General features: G+C 38.7%; 21 protein-coding genes and 1 pseudogene. 13 read left to right on the top strand and 9 right to left on the bottom strand.

The genetic code is table 11. From position 1 onward, the window contains the following. Positions 1 to 12 precede the first annotated feature (12 nt). From QYB95_RS04960 to QYB95_RS04910, 11 genes and pseudogenes are all read left to right on the top strand, one after another. Positions 13 to 237 (top strand): hypothetical protein, encoded by a 225-nt coding sequence (locus QYB95_RS04960; RefSeq protein ID WP_301137111.1) that lies wholly within the window; start codon positions 13 to 15, stop codon positions 235 to 237. Next, complete coding sequence (locus QYB95_RS04955) at positions 234 to 806, top strand: DUF6241 domain-containing protein (protein ID WP_301137109.1); 573 nt, start codon at positions 234 to 236, stop codon at positions 804 to 806. The genes QYB95_RS04960 and QYB95_RS04955 overlap by 4 nt, the downstream gene beginning before the upstream one ends. Continuing rightward, positions 784 to 993, top strand: a complete 210-nt coding sequence (locus tag QYB95_RS04950) for a hypothetical protein (RefSeq protein ID WP_301137108.1) — start codon at positions 784 to 786, stop codon at positions 991 to 993. The genes QYB95_RS04955 and QYB95_RS04950 overlap by 23 nt, the downstream gene beginning before the upstream one ends. A gap of 270 nt (positions 994 to 1,263) precedes the next feature. After that, the gene (locus QYB95_RS04945; protein WP_301137107.1) at positions 1,264 to 1,449 is read left to right on the top strand and encodes a hypothetical protein; all 186 of its coding nucleotides are present in this window, start codon (positions 1,264 to 1,266) and stop codon (positions 1,447 to 1,449) included. A gap of 121 nt (positions 1,450 to 1,570) precedes the next feature. Next, positions 1,571 to 1,933 (top strand): DUF1878 domain-containing protein, encoded by a 363-nt coding sequence (locus tag QYB95_RS04940; RefSeq protein ID WP_301137106.1) that lies wholly within the window; start codon positions 1,571 to 1,573, stop codon positions 1,931 to 1,933. 18 nt (positions 1,934 to 1,951) lie between these two features. Continuing rightward, positions 1,952 to 2,269, top strand: coding sequence for a hypothetical protein (locus QYB95_RS04935; RefSeq protein ID WP_301137103.1), 318 nt, complete (start codon positions 1,952 to 1,954; stop codon positions 2,267 to 2,269). Between the two features lie 14 nt (positions 2,270 to 2,283). Continuing rightward, positions 2,284 to 2,493, top strand: coding sequence for a hypothetical protein (locus tag QYB95_RS04930; RefSeq protein ID WP_301137102.1), 210 nt, complete (start codon positions 2,284 to 2,286; stop codon positions 2,491 to 2,493). Positions 2,494 to 2,706: 213 nt separating this feature from the next. Then, a pseudogene (locus QYB95_RS04925) lies at positions 2,707 to 2,811 on the top strand (iron-sulfur cluster assembly accessory protein); the annotation flags it as partial. A 283-nt stretch (positions 2,812 to 3,094) separates the two neighbouring features. Then, positions 3,095 to 3,592 carry an NUDIX domain-containing protein gene (locus QYB95_RS04920; protein ID WP_301137100.1) on the top strand — a complete coding sequence of 166 codons (498 nt, stop codon included), beginning with the start codon at positions 3,095 to 3,097 and terminating at the stop codon, positions 3,590 to 3,592. A 159-nt stretch (positions 3,593 to 3,751) separates the two neighbouring features. Beyond that, positions 3,752 to 5,554 carry a carbon starvation CstA family protein gene (locus QYB95_RS04915; RefSeq protein WP_301137099.1) on the top strand — a complete coding sequence of 601 codons (1,803 nt, stop codon included), beginning with the start codon at positions 3,752 to 3,754 and terminating at the stop codon, positions 5,552 to 5,554. A 125-nt stretch (positions 5,555 to 5,679) separates the two neighbouring features. Beyond that, entirely contained in the window at positions 5,680 to 6,009 is a 330-nt protein-coding gene (locus tag QYB95_RS04910) for a YuiB family protein (protein WP_301137097.1), read from the top strand. Positions 6,010 to 6,089: 80 nt separating this feature from the next. Here the strand turns inward: QYB95_RS04910 and QYB95_RS04905 are convergent, their stop codons facing one another. Beyond that, positions 6,090 to 6,563: a divergent PAP2 family protein gene (locus QYB95_RS04905; RefSeq protein WP_301137096.1), complete on the bottom strand. Its 474-nt coding sequence runs from the start codon at positions 6,561 to 6,563 to the stop codon at positions 6,090 to 6,092. A 236-nt stretch (positions 6,564 to 6,799) separates the two neighbouring features. On the opposite strand from QYB95_RS04905, the gene QYB95_RS04900 reads away from it, so the two are divergent. Continuing rightward, positions 6,800 to 8,308 (top strand): leucyl aminopeptidase, encoded by a 1,509-nt coding sequence (locus QYB95_RS04900; protein ID WP_301137095.1) that lies wholly within the window; start codon positions 6,800 to 6,802, stop codon positions 8,306 to 8,308. Positions 8,309 to 8,680: 372 nt separating this feature from the next. Here the strand turns inward: QYB95_RS04900 and mnhG are convergent, their stop codons facing one another. The 7 genes from mnhG to QYB95_RS04860 are packed head-to-tail and all read right to left on the bottom strand — an operon-like array spanning position 8,681 to position 14,397. Further along, entirely contained in the window at positions 8,681 to 9,049 is a 369-nt protein-coding gene (mnhG, locus tag QYB95_RS04890) for a monovalent cation/H(+) antiporter subunit G (RefSeq protein WP_301137092.1), read from the bottom strand. Continuing rightward, positions 9,033 to 9,314, bottom strand: a complete 282-nt coding sequence (locus tag QYB95_RS04885) for a Na(+)/H(+) antiporter subunit F1 (RefSeq protein WP_301137090.1) — start codon at positions 9,312 to 9,314, stop codon at positions 9,033 to 9,035. The genes mnhG and QYB95_RS04885 overlap by 17 nt, the downstream gene beginning before the upstream one ends. Continuing rightward, entirely contained in the window at positions 9,311 to 9,790 is a 480-nt protein-coding gene (locus QYB95_RS04880) for a Na+/H+ antiporter subunit E (RefSeq protein WP_301137089.1), read from the bottom strand. The genes QYB95_RS04885 and QYB95_RS04880 overlap by 4 nt, the downstream gene beginning before the upstream one ends. Beyond that, positions 9,791 to 11,281, bottom strand: a complete 1,491-nt coding sequence (locus QYB95_RS04875) for a Na+/H+ antiporter subunit D (protein WP_301137088.1) — start codon at positions 11,279 to 11,281, stop codon at positions 9,791 to 9,793. Beyond that, a complete protein-coding gene (locus QYB95_RS04870; RefSeq protein ID WP_301137087.1) occupies positions 11,274 to 11,615 on the bottom strand; it encodes a Na(+)/H(+) antiporter subunit C in 342 nt (113 codons plus the stop codon). Before QYB95_RS04870 ends, QYB95_RS04875 begins: the two co-directional genes overlap by 8 nt. Next, positions 11,615 to 12,037 carry a Na(+)/H(+) antiporter subunit B gene (locus QYB95_RS04865; protein WP_301137086.1) on the bottom strand — a complete coding sequence of 141 codons (423 nt, stop codon included), beginning with the start codon at positions 12,035 to 12,037 and terminating at the stop codon, positions 11,615 to 11,617. The genes QYB95_RS04870 and QYB95_RS04865 overlap by 1 nt, the downstream gene beginning before the upstream one ends. Continuing rightward, positions 12,034 to 14,397, bottom strand: coding sequence for a Na+/H+ antiporter subunit A (locus QYB95_RS04860; protein WP_425609180.1), 2,364 nt, complete (start codon positions 14,395 to 14,397; stop codon positions 12,034 to 12,036). Before QYB95_RS04860 ends, QYB95_RS04865 begins: the two co-directional genes overlap by 4 nt. A 218-nt stretch (positions 14,398 to 14,615) precedes the next feature. Here QYB95_RS04860 and QYB95_RS04855 point away from each other — a divergent pair, with 218 nt between their 5' ends. After that, a complete protein-coding gene (locus tag QYB95_RS04855; RefSeq protein WP_301137082.1) occupies positions 14,616 to 15,179 on the top strand; it encodes a DUF5366 family protein in 564 nt (187 codons plus the stop codon). A gap of 109 nt (positions 15,180 to 15,288) precedes the next feature. Here QYB95_RS04855 and QYB95_RS04850 read toward each other — a convergent pair whose 3' ends face one another. After that, complete coding sequence (locus QYB95_RS04850; RefSeq protein WP_301137081.1) at positions 15,289 to 17,136, bottom strand: transglycosylase domain-containing protein; 1,848 nt, start codon at positions 17,134 to 17,136, stop codon at positions 15,289 to 15,291. Positions 17,137 to 17,183: the final 47 nt, after the last annotated feature.

The raw sequence follows: 17,183 nt of genomic DNA, 5'->3' as shown, positions 1-17,183 counted from the left end.
GGAGATGATTACATGGAATTTCACGAAACAGTAAATGGTCGTAGATACTACGAGAATTACGTGCCAAGAATAACAAAAGCACTGGAAACAATAGCGAGTGAATTGGAGAAATTTAATGAAGATGAAGACCTCGTGCCACACGAGACCTTTATAAATATGCGATTAGAAAGCATAGCGAAAGAAATTGCACCTTTTGAGCCGTCATTTGCACGTTTACTTCGGGAGTACATCAGATGAAAAAGACATTGATTATAACCACAATCACCATAGGAGTTATAGCTATATTCGTGGGTGTTTATTTCTTAGGTCAATTTCTAAATCAACCTTCAAAACAAGAGCTACAGAAAGCTCAAGAACATATCGAGGAGGAATTTAATACAGCAGAAACTGATATGCCCGAAGATGAACAAATTGACTTGTTGGAACGATTCCCCAATGACTTGCCAGAAAGCCATATGCAAGCAATCATACACTCTTTATCTCATCAAAAAGTGCGAGCAAAATATAAACGAGGCGTATATCAGCTAACACAAGAACGAGTTGAACGTCTGCTTGAAGTTTCTAAGTTGAACGTAGCTACGTATCAACATGGAGAAGTTTATGTTGAAATTTTAACGAATTGGTCTCAAGGTGATTTTTCTCAAGCTCACGTTGAACACAACAAAATCTGGGGAATTTTAGACGGCGAGGTTGGAGAAGCCGAAGGCTTGTTATCACCAGTCGAGGAAGCTCAGTACATCGAACTTCATTTTAAGAATAAGAAACCTAAAGAAGTTGAAGCAAATGAAGAAGATACTGAGGAATGATTACCTTGTAACATGGTTACTAGGTATAGGAGTAATTGCCCTACTAGTTGGGATTGGCGTGGGATTTGTTTATTCACTGGATAAAGCAACTGAAGACCCATTTCAAGAACGGATTGCTGAGAGGAATCGTGAATTAGCAGAAATAAGAGCAAAGTCCTTTGAGCGGACCTTAAAATGTGAAGATTGAAGGTCATTGCAAATGACCTTGGAAACTTACATCATTTCAAATGATGTTGAAATCTTAAATCGTTTCAAACGATATGAGACCTGATACCAATACTGTTGATACCAGCTTTCGAGGTTCGTAACACCAATACGACCCTACTCAAGTTATCGTTGCTGTCGATAACTTTATAAAATTTCGATTTCATTAATGTAGGTTGCTCCATCATCTACACTATTAACAATATTAAGAGTCAAATGCGAAAAAAATTCGCAATTAATTGGAGGTGCAATCATGCGAGTTTACAAGAAGCAGTTAATGATAGAATTAGTTCGGCTTGGTCACGACCTTCACCACACAGAACGCAATAAGAACAATCGAAAACTACAAGTATATTTTTTCGAGGACTCCGAACAATTGGAGCGAGATATTGCTAAGTTGACTGGGCATGAGTATGTTGAGAAAGCTCATGAAAATTGAATGGATCACCAAACACGCTAGAATTGTCACTGGCGTGTTTTCTTTTTATATATGAATTTGTCTATTATTGGTAGGATAATTGAATGCTAATGTCGAAATAGGTATATTTGGAGGTGAAATTATGACTACAAGAGAAATGACTTTAGAAGAACGATTAGATTTCATTGAGTTTCGACAAGAATTATTGTTTGAAAATAGCGAGAAATCTCGATTGTTATTTGAATCTGATGTTACACGAGATGAATATCAAGCCATAGTTGATGTTTTCAGTGAATTTAGTAGAAAAATTGATTCTGGGGAAAAAGTATTCCACAGTTCCTATGAACAAAGTATTTATCAAGCTGTTCCTCATCACAAAGGAAACTATCATTTTGCTGAAAACTTGGCTCTAACAAACTATGAACAAGGCAGTTGGAAAGAAGTTTTTGAAACGCTTTATGGTGAAATGGAAAAGTTTAAATCTGATTTGAAGAAAAACGATTAATCTTAAGGAGGAATTTCAATGACATTAGAATTGCATGTGGTCCCACCAGGTGGAGGAGAAGTCGACCACGTTAAACAATTAAGCGAAGGGCAAATAGGACATGTTCCACGTAAAGGTGAATTTGTTGTATTTAAAGAAAGAGAAGGCTCAAGCGCTTTTGAAGTAATCAATGTTCACACATTTTACGAAGAAGGTCAAGTTAGCAAATTCGTAATCTTGAATATCATTATCGAAGCTGAGCCAGTTAGGTTTCCAGAAGGCTTAGGTTCTGAATCACATAACAAACTTTGCGATTATCACAAAGTTATTAAAGAATATCCAGAAACACTTTATTAATGGGAGTGAGCAATATGAAATTACCACAAGTAAATAAATGTCAAAATTGTGGTGGGACAAGTTTCGGTGGCTTAGGCGCTGACGGAGGTCCTGTTACAACAGCATTAGTTTCTGCTCAAAAAAAAGACGGCGATTGGGAAATTAATGAAAACAATATGTTGATTGTAATTCCACTAATTTGCGATAATTGTAAAAATGTTTTATTATTCGCAGACCTTGATTAATCACTTGCGTACAGCATTCGTTGCTGTGCGTTTTATTTTATTTTCCATATAAAACTATTAAAACAATGGAAAAATCGTAATAGTTGGGGTACAATATGGACAGCGATATACACAATCACAGAGACATGGGATTCACAATCCAATCTGTGATTTACCACCCATTAAAACGCTTATAAACGCTGATATAACAAGCTTTTGAATAAAACTTCATCTGGCGGCGGTTTCACCATCGACAATCCAAATGCCATCGCTTCATGCGGGTGTGGTACTTCATTTAGAACGGCTAAAGTTGAAGGTACTCCAGAAGTTTGTGAATAACTCCAAAATCACTAGTATATTTGTACTTACATTTAATACTAAAAACCTATACTTTTGAATAAAGAGTCTTTTTGATTTGAATCTAATCAAAGAGACTTTTTTTATACTAAAAAAACAGGTTTCAATATGCGAAATTAACGTGTCGTGAAGTGATTGCGTTAACAAATACTACTCGGCTTTCTAAAAGGATTGGTTCCTTTTCTAATGAACTTCTTCTATTAAGAATGCAGTGAGGGGTACCTTAATTTAAGTCCTGTAAAATATATGGAGATGGGGGAAAAAAATGAAAAAGGATCGTGGGAAGGTTTGGCTTGGTGTTGCTGGAATTGTTGTAAATGCTGAAGGAAAATGGCTTGTGGTGAAAAAGAAGTATAGTGGCTTGAAAGGGGTCTGGTCACTGCCGGCTGGGTTTGTCCAAATCGGTGAAACAGCAGACGAGGCTATAGTCAGGGAAGTCGTGGAAGAGACAGGGATTCACTGTGAAGTAACAGGGCTGATTGGTTTCCGTACAGGTGTGATACGTGAAGAAATTAGTGATAATATGGCTATCTTCTGTTGTACACTCCCATCTGAGGGACAAATCATCCAGATTCAAGAAGAAGAAATATCTGAAGCCCGATGGTTAAGCGTTGAGGAGATTGTTAATAGCGGCGCGTCTTCGGTAATGCTGGAGGAAATGGCATGCCATGAGTTAATTCAACATCAGCTGTATAAAAAAGAGGGAATAAATCCTGGTGATGTCTTTGAATATTCCGCTTATAAACTATTTTATAATAAGTAAGTTCTTGTGCCAAATGTACATATAAACGATGCATGTTGAGAGTAGGTTCTTCATATCCTTTAAAAAGTGCTTAAGCAACTTCTCTTAACTAAATAGTATGATTCATCATCCATTTGTTTCTTTATTACTCTAGGTTTTTTAAATGGAGGGAGGAATATTATGAATGCGTTATCAATTGTAATTGGTGCAATTTGTGTCCTTATTATTGGTTATCGTTTGTATGGGTATTTTTTTACGAAAAAGGTTTTACGCATTAATGAAAAAGAACCCACTCCTGCGCATGCTTTAAATGACGGAAAGGATTATGTTCCTACGAATAAGTGGGTTGCCTTCGGTCACCACTTTGCAGCAATTGCAGCGGCAGGACCGCTTGTCGGACCCGTTTTGGCAGCACAATTCGGTTATCTGCCGGGCCTGTTGTGGCTATTGATTGGTGCTGTTATCGGTGGCGCTGTACATGATGCGGTTGTATTGTTTGCGTCCATGAGACGAGGTGGAAAGTCTCTTTCCGAGGTAATGAAAGAGGAGCTTGGTCCAGTAGCTGGTTTCTGTACGGGTCTAGCCATGCTATTTATAATTACCATCACAATGGCTGGATTATCCATGGTGGTGCTTGGTGCATTGGAAAGAAATCCGTGGGGAACATTTGCAGTTGCAATTACAATTCCCATTGCGATGTTAGTGGGGATTGCTTATAAGAAGACGGGAAATTTATTGGTGACCTCCGCAATCGGATTTATTCTATTAATGATAGGGGTTTTTATAGGACCATCTATTCAAGGGACAGCACTCGGGGATTGGTTAACATTTGATCGCCAAACTTTAGCAATTATATTACCGGTATATGCTTTCTTTGCAGCAGCATTACCTGTATGGTTCTTGCTTGCACCGCGGGATTATTTAAGCAGTTTTATGAAGATAGGTGTTTTCATTGCTCTCATTGCAGGTGTGTTCTTCGTTAATCCAGTGATTCAATTTCCAGCTGTTACTGAGTTTATTCATGGCGGTGGCCCTATCGTAGCGGGACCTGTTTGGCCATTTGTATCCATTACGATTGCATGTGGCGCAATTTCGGGGTTTCATGCTTTTATTGGTTCGGGTACCACACCCAAGATGTTAAACCGATGGGAAGATATAAGAGTAGTAGGTTTTGGTGCAATGCTGGTTGAAAGTTTAGTAGGTGTCATGGCTTTAATCGCAGCTACTGCTTTACACCCTGGCGATTATTTTGCAATTAATGCAGCACCTGCTGTTTATGCGACATTAGGAATGGAACCTGTTAACCTGGCCGCATTATCTCAAAGCATCGGCATGGATCTGGAAGGTCGTACAGGTGGGGGTGTATCGTTAGCAGTAGGGATGACGCAAATTTTTACGGGTATCCCGTGGTTTAGTGGTATGTCCTCGTATTTCTATCAATTTGTGATTATGTTTGAAGCTGTATTTATTTTAACGGCGATTGATGCTGGAACGCGAGTAGCCCGTTATTTAATCCAGGATTTCCTGGGAGATGTGGTAAAACCATTGAAACGCACAGATTGGCTGCCGGGTACAATCTTCGCAAGTGCTCTAGCATGTTTCTTATGGGGTTATTTATTATACTCCGGTGAAATTGGACCTATCTGGGCATTATTCGGGGTTTCCAATCAACTAATGGCTTCGATTGGCTTAGTGGTAGGAGCAACAGTCATATTAAAAATGGCTTCTAAACGAATATATGTTTTAACTTGTCTTATCCCGCTCATTTACTTATATATCACAGTCAATGTGGCAGGGATTTGGATGGTAAGCAACGTTTATTGGAATAGTTCAGCTGCAGGATACTCGGTGTTAAATGGTATTCTCTCAATCATCATGTTGGTATTAGGGCTGATTATTGTTGTAACAGCGGTGAAAAAATGGATTGGCTTATGGAATAGCCCAAGATTTGTTAATGGAAAGGCCATTGGTACTAATCCTTAATATAATTTTAATAAAGAATTTTTAAAGTGGATGTCTCAGTAACAAGGGAGCATCCACTTTTTATGTTTGAAAGGAGTCCTTTTATCATGTAAACTAATGAGAGGAAAACGGAGGTTATACATAAAATGAGTGGTTCAGTTTCGTTAGTGCAATTAATCATCTCAGTCGTACTTTTCTTCGTCATGTTTTTTGGAATCGGTTTCTTATTGAACATGTTGCTGCGTATGACTTGGTTAATGGCAATCGTTTACCCGGTTGTAGTTATCTTTATTATTGATGAAGTAAGTTTTCTAGATTATATTTTCAAAGCCAATACTGCTTTTCCGGCGCTTTTGGACAAATTTCAGGCATTGCAGGTTGTCGACATCTCCATTCTGCTAGGTGGATTTGCAGGGGCAATTGTAGCCGGAATTGTCATGATTTATCTTCGTAAAGCAGGATATCGTATGTTTTAAAAAAACTGACTCGTCTATCGGGTCAGTTTTTTTATACCAGCACAAACAGAGTCCATGAGACATCTGTCGATTTATCATGATTAAAACAAATTATAGAATAAAACAGAGATGATGATTCCTGTTAAAGCCCCCATGAAAACTTCACTTGGCTTGTGTCCTAGCAATGTTTTTAATTCTTTGATTTTCTCATCTTCATTTTTCTCGGGCCAATGCTTGACTTCACGGAAAAAGACAGTTAACTCACTGCGCATACGATTGATGAACAAGGCATGCTGCCCTGCTTGATACCGGACACCAGTCGCATCATACATCACAATACTTGCAAACATTGCGGCAACTGCAAAGGTAGGAGAATCAAGGCCTGTTTCGAACCCTACTGCTGTAGCAAGACTCGTCACTGCAGCTGAATGGGAACTTGGCATACCACCAGTTGATGTCATTAAGGACCAATCTAATTTCCTTGTTGCAATTAAATGAATCGGTACTTTTACAAATTGTGCAAATAGTATGGAGAAGATGGATAACAGTATGGGTGTATTTTGAAGGAGTGCCAAAACAAACAATCCCTACCTTTCATAAGCTTTGTCTAAAGTATAGCATATCCGTACAATCTGAATTCAATTTATAATGATTCGTAATTTGAAATATTCGATAAATAGCTATATCTTTACTATAATATGTATGTATATTCATTCAAAGTAAATGTTGTTGCAACATCCTACAAGAATGATGATCTCACTTGAGATAATAGTACATAAACATGGAGTGCTTAGGTGGAGGGATAGTGAAAATGAAAATTGTAAAAGAACAGAAAACCTTTGATTCAGTGAATACCGAACTATTAATTGTTGGTGTTCAAAAAAATTGTGACCATATTAATGGGTGGAAAGATTTTGTTTCATTCTACGGGGAAAGTTTAGAGGAGTGGATTCGTTCTTGTGATATAGATACGGATCGCAAGAAATTAACGAGAATTCCTTATACTGGTCAAAACGAGCATTTGAAGCGTGTATTATTCGTAGGTTTAGGTGATACAAAGACATTGACCGAGAATGAATTAAGAGAGACATTCGGTATAGTAGGAAAGCAATTGAGAGCTTTAAAGGTTAATGAATTTTCTATTTGGTTGGAATCATTCACGGCAAGCCCGATTGATGAAGAGACAATCGCCTTTTTATTCGCAGAAGGGGCTGGGCTAGGGTTCTACCAAACACCGAACTATAAAACAACATCAAATGAAGTCGATGTGTATATGGATGCTGTTCATTTTGTTACAAATGCGGATATTGATGAAATTGCTGCGGCATATGAAGTGGGGAAAATCTACGCTGATTCGGTGAATGAGGCCCGCAATCTGGTGAATTTACCTCCAAATTTATTAACCGCGACAGAACTCGGAAATTATGCAGAAAATTTAGCAAAGCAATATGATTTTGAGATTGAAATTTTAACAAAATCCGAGTTGGAAGAGCTAGGAATGGGCGGTATCCTAAGTGTCAATAAAGGGTCAGTTGAAGAGCCGCGACTAATTACGATCAAATACCAAGCTACTGAAAAATGGGAAGATGTCATTGGGCTTGTGGGTAAAGGCGTAACTTACGATACAGGTGGTTATTCAATAAAACCGAAAACAGGTATGGTTGGTATGAAGGGCGATATGGGTGGCGCCGCAGCTGTCCTGGGAGCGATGAAGATCATCGGTGAAATTCGGCCAAACAAAAATGTTGTGGCTGTTATTGGTTCTACCGACAACATGATTTCGGGCGAGGCATTTAAACCGGATGATGTCATTACGATGTACAGCGGAAAAACGGTCGAAGTCTTAAATACGGATGCAGAAGGACGACTCGTATTGGCTGATGCGGTTACTTATGCTAAGCAGCAAGGAGCGAATTACTTAATTGATGTCGCTACTTTGACTGGCGGTGTTATTACAGCATTAGGCTTTGATAAAACAGGATCTCTAACGAACAATGAAGAGTTTTTCGATGCCTTTATCGAGTCAAGCATTGAAACAGGTGAATTTGTTTGGGGAATGCCATTGACTGAAAAAGATAAAAAACGAATTCGTAAATCGGAAGTCGCGGATTTAAATAATTCACCTGGCAGTGATGGACATATGATTTTTGGCGGAGGCTTTGTGGGCGAGTTTGTTGAAGATACGCCATGGATCCATTTAGATATCGCGGGAACTTCGGATGCATCCAGTGCCCATGATTTAGGTCCAAAAGGTGGGACGGGTGTCATGGTCCGAACTCTCGCAACATTTGTCGAAAGACTGGGCGAACAAAGCAAGTAAATATCTTGCGATTAATAACTTTAAGTCTAGTGGGCATATAGCATACCTGTCTTTTCTTTCCTAACATAAGTTATTAGGGAAAAGGAGGTAGAGCGTATTGGTAAATTACTATAGTGGTTATGGTGGATATGGCGGTGGATTTTCTAGTTTTGGTCCTCCATTTATAGGTGGGTTCTTAGGCGGTTTACTTGGAAATGTAATCTACCCTGATAACAGAGGTTATGGTAGACCTTATCCTTATCCATATCAGCCTTATCCATACTATTCATATCCAAGGTATCCACACAGACGTCATCACAGAAGATACTGGTAAAATGCAAAGAAGTGCGAACTAATTATTCGCACTTCTTTTTACATTCTTCAGAATTTGAATTACTCTATATTTTGTTCTTTCTTCATGCGTTCAATTTCCGGTTTTAACTCGTCCCGCATTGTACCGGACCAAGGTTTAACACCAGCTATATACGAGGAACGACTCATGATATGTGCACCAACAGGACCTGTTATGAATAGGAATAATACGCCTAATAGTATTGTCGGGTTAAAATGATCCTCTTTAAGCCAGAAGTGAAAGAACACACCCAGCAAGATACACATCACCCCTAAAGTAGAACTTTTTGACGCAGCATGTGCACGTGTATAAAGGTCAGGCAGTCGTAGTACCCCAATTGCTGCTACAACAAGAAAGAGCAACCCTGCTGCAATAAAGAAAACAACTAAAATGTTAGCGAGAATCGTCACGGGTAATAATGTCTCCTTTCTCTATAAATTTAGAGAAGGCAATTGTACCAATGAAGGAGAGTACCGCCAATAATAAAATAATTTCCAGAAAGAAACTAGTATCTATCAGCATTGAAAATAGGCCTACCAAGCAAATAAGAGCAACGCCAATCGTGTCTAAAGCGACAACGCGATCGGAAGGATTGGGGCCCTTAACAAGACGAAAGACAAGGGCAACGATGGATAAGGCTACAATAATGATTGCTGCCCAGAGAAAATAAGTCATGAGCGGCTCACCTCCAATATCGCTTTTTCGAATGAATTTTTAATCGAATCAATCGTGTCATCAATATCATTACTATCAATAACATGTATAAATAGTGACTTCGAATCATCTGAAACATGGACAACCACCGTCCCCGGAGTCAGGGTTATTAAACTCGAAAGAAGTGTAATTTCCCATTCTTCCGTTAACTCTGTGTCGTATTTAAAAAAGGCTGGTTGCAATACGAGTTTCGGTTTAATTACGAGTATCAGAACAGACACATTCGCCAATATCAACTCTTTAATAAAGAGAATTGTTAGTTTGATCAGTGCCCATACCCGATCAATATAAAGTCTGGATCTAAAGAATCTTCTTAAAGCAATAATGACTACAAGCCCTAATAGATAGCCGATTATAAATCGCGATACTGAATAATTAGAGGACAAAAACATCCACAAAAAGGCTAAAAATAGATTCAACAAGATTTGAAAGGACATTTAGTTTCCTCCTTTCATAACCGCATTGGTATAAATGGAAGGGTCGACTAAAACTTTGGCTGCATCCCCCATGAAGGGCATCAGCCATTCGGTTCCTATACCATAGAAAATGGATAAGACAACCAATAGTGCCGTGGGAATGAATAGGCGATTGTATTTGTTTTTCTGTACCTTGCTTGAAAGTTGCCCTTGTTCACCCCAAAATGCGTAAATGAAAATTCGCATTGCTGATAAGAGAACTATGATGCTAGATGCCAGCACCAAGATTGTCGTCCAAGTATTGGCAGCTTCAAAACCACCTCTTACAATTAATAGTTTTCCTATAAATCCGCTCAATGGCGGAACCCCTACTAAACCGAAAGCTGCTATCAAGTAGAACCATCCTAGTGCGGGGTAGGTTTTCATGAGGCCGCCCATTTTTCTCAAATTAGTAGTTCCTGTTACGTAAATCACAATCCCGATCAACATAAATAATGCGGCTTTAATGATCATGTCATGGATTAGATAGAGAACTGCACCTTCCAAACCTGCCTCATTCATTTGGGCAACGCCAAATAAGATAACCCCAACAGCTATGACGATATTATAAATAATAATTTGTTTCACATCAAAGTGGGCCAATGCTCCAATACATCCAGCCACAATTGTGAGGATTGAAAGGATGAGTAGTAGCTCATGTGTAAAGCTTAAGTCATGTGTAAAGAATAACGTGTATGTACGTGTTATAGAGTAAACACCGACTTTAGTAAGCAGGGCACCGAATAGGGCGAGTACAGGTATTGGTGGTGCCGAATAAGCGCTTGGCAGCCAGAAATAAATCGGGAAAATCGCTGCTTTCATACCAAATACTAATAGGAATAAAACTGCAATCACCGTAAGGATGCCAGGTTGATCAATTTCTGCGATTTTCAGCGAAATATCAGCCATATTCAATGTCCCGACAACAGAGTAGAGATATGCTACAGTTATAACAAATAGAGCAGAGGAAATGACATTCACTAAAATGTATTTAATTGATTCGCGTAATTGCGCTTTTTCCCCACCAAGCACGATCAATAAATAAGATGACATTAATAATACTTCAAAGAATACAAATAGGTTAAAAATATCCCCTGTTGTAAAGGCTCCATTGACCCCGGTAAGAATAAACATGATCCCTGAATAATAGAAGAATTTTTCGCGTTCTTTCCCAATTGATGCGAAGCCGTACCATACGATAAAAAGGGCAAGAATTAGTGTTGTAAGCACGAGAAGTGCAGATACCATATCCGAAACCATGGTAATGCCGAATGGTACCGGCCAATTCCCGAATGTAACGATTTGTGGACCATCTTCATATACCTTCGAGACAAGCCCTGCGGCACAAATAATCGAAAGGACAAGCCCAAAAAGGGTTGTAATGCGCTGGTAAGCAATGTTGTTCCGGCCAAACATTAAAATCATGGCGAAGAAAAATGGGATGATAATCGGGAATAAAAGAAAGTTATTCATTGTCCTCACTTCCTTTCATTAAAGTCATATCATCTGTTTTGAGTTCATGGTATGCACGGTAGGCAAGTACTAAAATGAATGCTGTGACGCCAAAACTAATTACAATGGCTGTCAGGATTAAAGCTTGCGGCAGGGGATCGACAAAATCTGTCACACCATCACTTAAAACTGGCGGTGCGCTCCCCTTAAAGCTGCCCATGGTCAATATCAGCAAATGCGCTCCGTGACTCAATAAACCTGTTCCAATAATTATTCGGAGAAGACTGCGAGATAAAATTAAGTAAATTGCAGCCATAAAAAGAAAGCCGCAAACAAATGCCATTACTATTTCCATTATTCGTCCTCCCCAATTGTTTGAATAATGGTCATCGTCACACCAACAACAACCAAATAAACACCTAAATCAAATAACGCCGCTGTATGAAGTGATGTTTTGCCCAAAATAGGCAAATTGAAATAATCAAAGAAATGCGTAAAAAACGGTTTACCGGTAAACATGGAGATTGCAGCTGTCCCTAAAGCCAGGATTAAGCCGATTGCTACCATATAAATATAATTAATCGGCAGGATGGTTTGAACCGTTTTTAAGTCAAATGCAACAATGAGTAATACAATTGCACTGGCAGTTACCAAGCCTCCTACAAATCCTCCACCGGGTGTGTAATGACCTGCGAAGAAAATATGAACAGCATAGAAGAAAATCATGAAAAAGACGATTTTCGCAGTAAACTGGATAATCACATCATTCGTCTTCATAGTTTTTCTCCTTTCTTGCTCAAGCGGAGCTTAATCATTCCGAAAATAGCAATCCCTGCAATGGATAGTACGGCAATTTCAAACAATGTATCAAATCCGCGGTAATCTACTAAAATAACATTTACAATATTTCCTCCACCAGCCAATGAATACACAGTTTCCTTGTAGTATTCGGAAATGGACGGAATTAATTTCTGCGAATGTGCCGATAGAGCCACAAGTGTAACCATGGCACCGACAGCTATCGAAACAAAAGCTCTCCCGAATCTAAATTGAGTGCGTTCTTTTTCCTTTTTAAGTTTAGGCAAGTGATAAAAAGCAAGCAGGAATAATGCAACGGAAATCGTTTCAATTACCAACTGTGTCAGCGCTAAGTCGGGTGCGTTAAACATGATAAAGAACAAGGATACTGTGTAGCCGACTAATCCCAAGGCTACAATCGAAGTAATCCTTGATTTTGCAAAGACAGTTGTAATCGTTCCTATCACTAAAACAATGATCAGGATAACCTGGTAAATACGAATTGGTGATGCACCATCGAAATTCATCCTAAATGCATCCTGCATAAATAAAGTGGCAATGACAATGATTGAAATTGACCCAAGCATGTAACTTAAATAGCGACGGATAGAACCAGTCATATATAGCCCTGATAATCTTCCAGCCCATCTATCAAATAAATCATAGATAATAAAGTCATACAAATTATTTAACGTTAATTTAGAAGGGAATAGGCTGTAGATCTTTTGCCATCTAGATAGCGTTAGGAATAAAGCGAGTCCAAGGACGATAATGCCGGCCGTCATCTTTAATTCAGTCGTGATATGGCCATGCCAAGCCGCTACATGAATATCAATTTGGTCCGGACTGCTATAAAGGAATGGCTGAACAGCCATCACTGCCGGTTTGATAAAAGTATCCGCTATCATGTTTGGAATAAAGAATAAGGCAACCACTAATCCTGCCAATATTACAGGAGAGACTAGCATACCCATAGGTGCTTCATGTGGTTTGTGAGGTAACTGATCAATCTTTCCTTTTCCGGTAAATGTATGGAATACAAAGTAAAAGCTATAAATAAATGTAAATACACTTGCAATCCAAGCGATGATCGGGAATAAAACTCCCCATGTCGAGAAATTGAATAAATCGAATTCTGTAATTGAGAGCACTGCGGTTAGGAACATTTCCTTACTTAAAAATCCATTAAAAGGGGGTAACCCTGCCATAGAGAAACTTCCGATCAAAGCCACTGTAAAGCTCACTGGCATAATGCTCATTAAGCCGCCAAGCTTCCGGATATCACGAGTACCCGTTTCATGGTCGACGATCCCCGCAATCATGAATAAGCTTCCTTTAAATGTAGCATGGTTGATAAGATGGAATATCGCTGCAAAAGCCGCATATTTAAAAATCGTCTCTTGGGCGCCATCTACATGAAAGGCAATTGCTCCCACCCCAAGCAATGACATAATGAGGCCAAGCTGACTGACAGTAGAAAAGGCGAGAATTCCTTTTAAATCCCTTTGTTTTAATGCAAAGAAAGAACCCCAGAACAACGTTAGTAAACCGATGCCTGTTACTAACCAAATCCAGATTTCCGACACGGCAAATATAGGCGTGAAGCGTGCTACTAAATAAAGCCCTGCTTTAACCATTGTTGCCGAGTGGAGATAGGCACTAACCGGTGTTGGTGCTTCCATGGCATCTGGCAACCAGATGTAGAACGGGAATTGGGCGGATTTTGTAAACGCACCCAATAATATCAATACAAGTGCGACAACAAATAGATCATTGGTCGAAAGTTCAGGTGCTTGCGATATCAATTCGCGAATAGAGAACGTGTCTCCCATAATAGATAGTAAGACGAATCCCCCAAGCATCATCATGCCGCCTGCTACTGTAATCATCATTGATTTCAGTGCACCGAAACGGGACTTATCACGATTGTTCCAATAACCGATCAATAGGAATGAGGAAATTGAAGTTAACTCCCAGAATAAGTAGAGTGTCATCATGTTGTCTGATTGAACGACACCCAGCATTGCACACATGAACATTAACAAATAGATATAGAAGTTATGCAGCTGTTCTTTTGTACGATCCAAATAAAAAATCGAATAAAGAACAACCAGTGCCCCTATTCCTGAGATAAGCAGCGAGAATAATAAACTTAACCCATCAAGATAGGACACGAATGATATGCCAAGTGATGGTATCCAATCCAACTGCGCAATCACTGAATCTCCTTTAGAGACGGTCGGTATAAAAAGTGCGTAGTAGCTTACAAGAAAAATTGGAACGACTAAAACGAACCACCCAGTATGTATCGTACTGACTTTTTTAAAGAAGAAAGGCATGAAAAGCGCAGCCAGTAATGGAATAAAGATACATAGTACTTGAAACAAAAATAATCCCCCCCTTTAAAATAAAAGCATTTGTAAATTTCCAAGAATAATCAGATTATACCACTTATCCTATCTGTTTTCACTTGGGTAAAAATAGTATGAACTTGATAACATTTATATTTAACAGTTATTATAAATAGGAAGAAAAAATAAGTTTTGAGGAAATTGTCATGAAAAATCCATATATATATGGTTATTTACCATTGTTTTCTGTTATTTTATTTAGTTTAACCTTTGGAATCTATCTAGTTGGGGAATCATTGGGTTTTTTAACTGGCATTGGCGTTTATACAGGAATGCGTGAGTTTCTGACGGATATAGAATTGCGTCTTTTGTTGTTAAGCGTATTTGTACTTTGTTTTTTTATGTTATTTTCAGCCCTAAAGCTGATAGGAGAAACGATTCATGAAGTGGGCATGCTATTATTCTCAAAGAATAATAATGGAGAAATGATCAGTGTCGCAAGAGGCGGCTACCTTATCTTCTTCTTTGGCTCGCTGCTATCAGTATTTGGGGTACAATCTATCTATATCTTGCTTTGTGTCTTTGCCGTAACCATTTTTAGTTATTTTATTTTCAATATATACAAGATGAGCCAGTTCTTATCTTTGTCTGGAACGGTAGGATTGATCTTTTTCGAGATTCTTTTTTGGGCGATATTTATAACATTTATTTGTTATGTTGTGCTAAAGCTATATAACGGTCTTTTAGCAAGTCTACCATTTGCAAAATAGATAGAAGGCGATTGACACTTATAAGTCAACCGCCTTTTTTAGCATGTAGTACAAGCTGTTCCGAAGTTGTCCGCATAAAGGTTAGCACCATCACTAAAGTTGGTCTATTCTAATTCATAATCGTGTTAAATATTTTAAAATGGATTTTGTTATTTTGTATGGATTGCATTGAAGAAGGAGTATCATAGCCAATCCAAACAGCGCTGGTATATTCATTTGTCATTCCTGCTACCCATAAGTCTTTATAGTCATTGGTTGTTCCTGTTTTTACACCGATATAGGATGAATTGGAAGTAATCCCTTTTCCGGTACCGCTCGTGACTACATCATGCAGTAATGACCGCATATACTCCACGGTTTGCAAAGACCAAACCGTCTCTTTTTTAGTCGGCCAACTATATAGCACATTGCCGCCTGCATCAGTGACACTTCGGATGCTTCTTGCCTTCATATAAGTTCCATCAATAAAGCTACTATAGGCATCGGCCATTTCAAGCGTTGTGACGCCGTAAGATAGTCCACCTAATCCTGCTGCAAAGGACTTATCTTCTGGTACGAGAGATTGAAAGTTGAATTTGTCGATATACGTAAAGGCAGTATCGAGACCAACCTCATTTAATAATCGTAGGGCGGAAGTGTTATAGCTATGCTTGAATGCAGTAGAAATCGAGACATTGCCATAAATGCCACCACCATAATTTTGTGGACAAAATTGGCCTACACAATATTTCCCGCCACTTACATAGGAACCAGGTGAATAGTTGGTTGTTTCAAAAAGTGGTCCATAAACAATTAAAGGTTTAAAGGAAGAGCCTGGTTGGCGAGTAGCTTGGTAAGCACGATGAAAATCAAATTTTTTATAGTCTTTGCCGCCAAAAACACTTACAATTTCCCTTGTTGAATTTTCAATCACAACAGAACTGCTTTGTAGATCCCCATTCCCCAGAATGCCATTGATTTTTAGTTCATCTTGTTTTTGTTTTTCAACGTCTAATGCAGTATGTATCGAGATACCTGAGAGAAGCAATTGTTGAACTTTAGCATCAATTTTCTCTTCGATCATTCTTTTTTCATCTTCGGTTTGAGCTGTTTCAAGCTGTTGCTTATAGCCTTCGGCAAAAGCGACCAGTTCCTCTAATTCTGCTAGCACAAAAGTACTGTAGGCAGGCTGCTGTTGCTTTTTCTCCTTCAATTTCAAGGTGATTTGCTCTTGCTTATAGATGGATGCTTCCTCTGCCGTAATTATATTATTTTCGGCTAAAATATCCAGTAAGCGTTCTTGTCTGGCTTTCGTTTTGTCAAAATTTTTTATAGGATCGTATAATGATGGATTATTCGGGATAGCCGCTATAAATGCCATCTGCGGTATGCTTAACTCTGATAGCGGTTTTTGAAAGAAATAGGATGCAGCTGCACTTATTCCATAGACTTGATTGCTGAAATAAATTTCATTTAAATACATTTCAAGGATTTCTTCTTTATCATACATCTGCTCAAGCTCGTAGGCATAGAAAAGTTCTGTTAATTTGCGTTCATAAGTTTGTTCCGCAGATAAATAGCGCATGCGTACCAGCTGTTGGGTAATTGTACTGCCGCCTTGTTCAATGGAACCCTGAGAATTCACTACTAGAGCACGAGTAAGTGCACTGACATTAAACCCAATATGGGTGTAAAACTCTTTGTCTTCACTTAATAAATAGATTTGTTTAATAACTTCGGGGATATCTTCCAATTGAACCGGCTGCCGCCATTCTATATATTCTTCACTAAATACATTGCCGTCCCGATCAAGCATTGTTACAGGAAGCGGATTGATTTCTTCGGGTGGCTGAATATTATGGTGAATGGATTCCTCGTGATCCTTTACTGCCGTATATTCCGCCAATATTTTATTGCTCAGCAGCAATAGCATCGGGAAACAGCAAAGGATAAATAAGAAACCTACTATTTGCTTCATTTAGATTCCTCCAGTAAATACAACACTCTCATCATTCAAATAAAAAA

Origin of the sequence: Ureibacillus aquaedulcis, assembly GCF_030418165.1 — a bacterium.
Taxonomy (GTDB): Bacteria; Bacillota; Bacilli; order Bacillales_A; family Planococcaceae; genus Ureibacillus; species Ureibacillus aquaedulcis.
The sequence above is the reverse complement of the archived record's forward strand: the minus strand, read 5'-3'. Positions and strand labels throughout refer to the sequence as shown.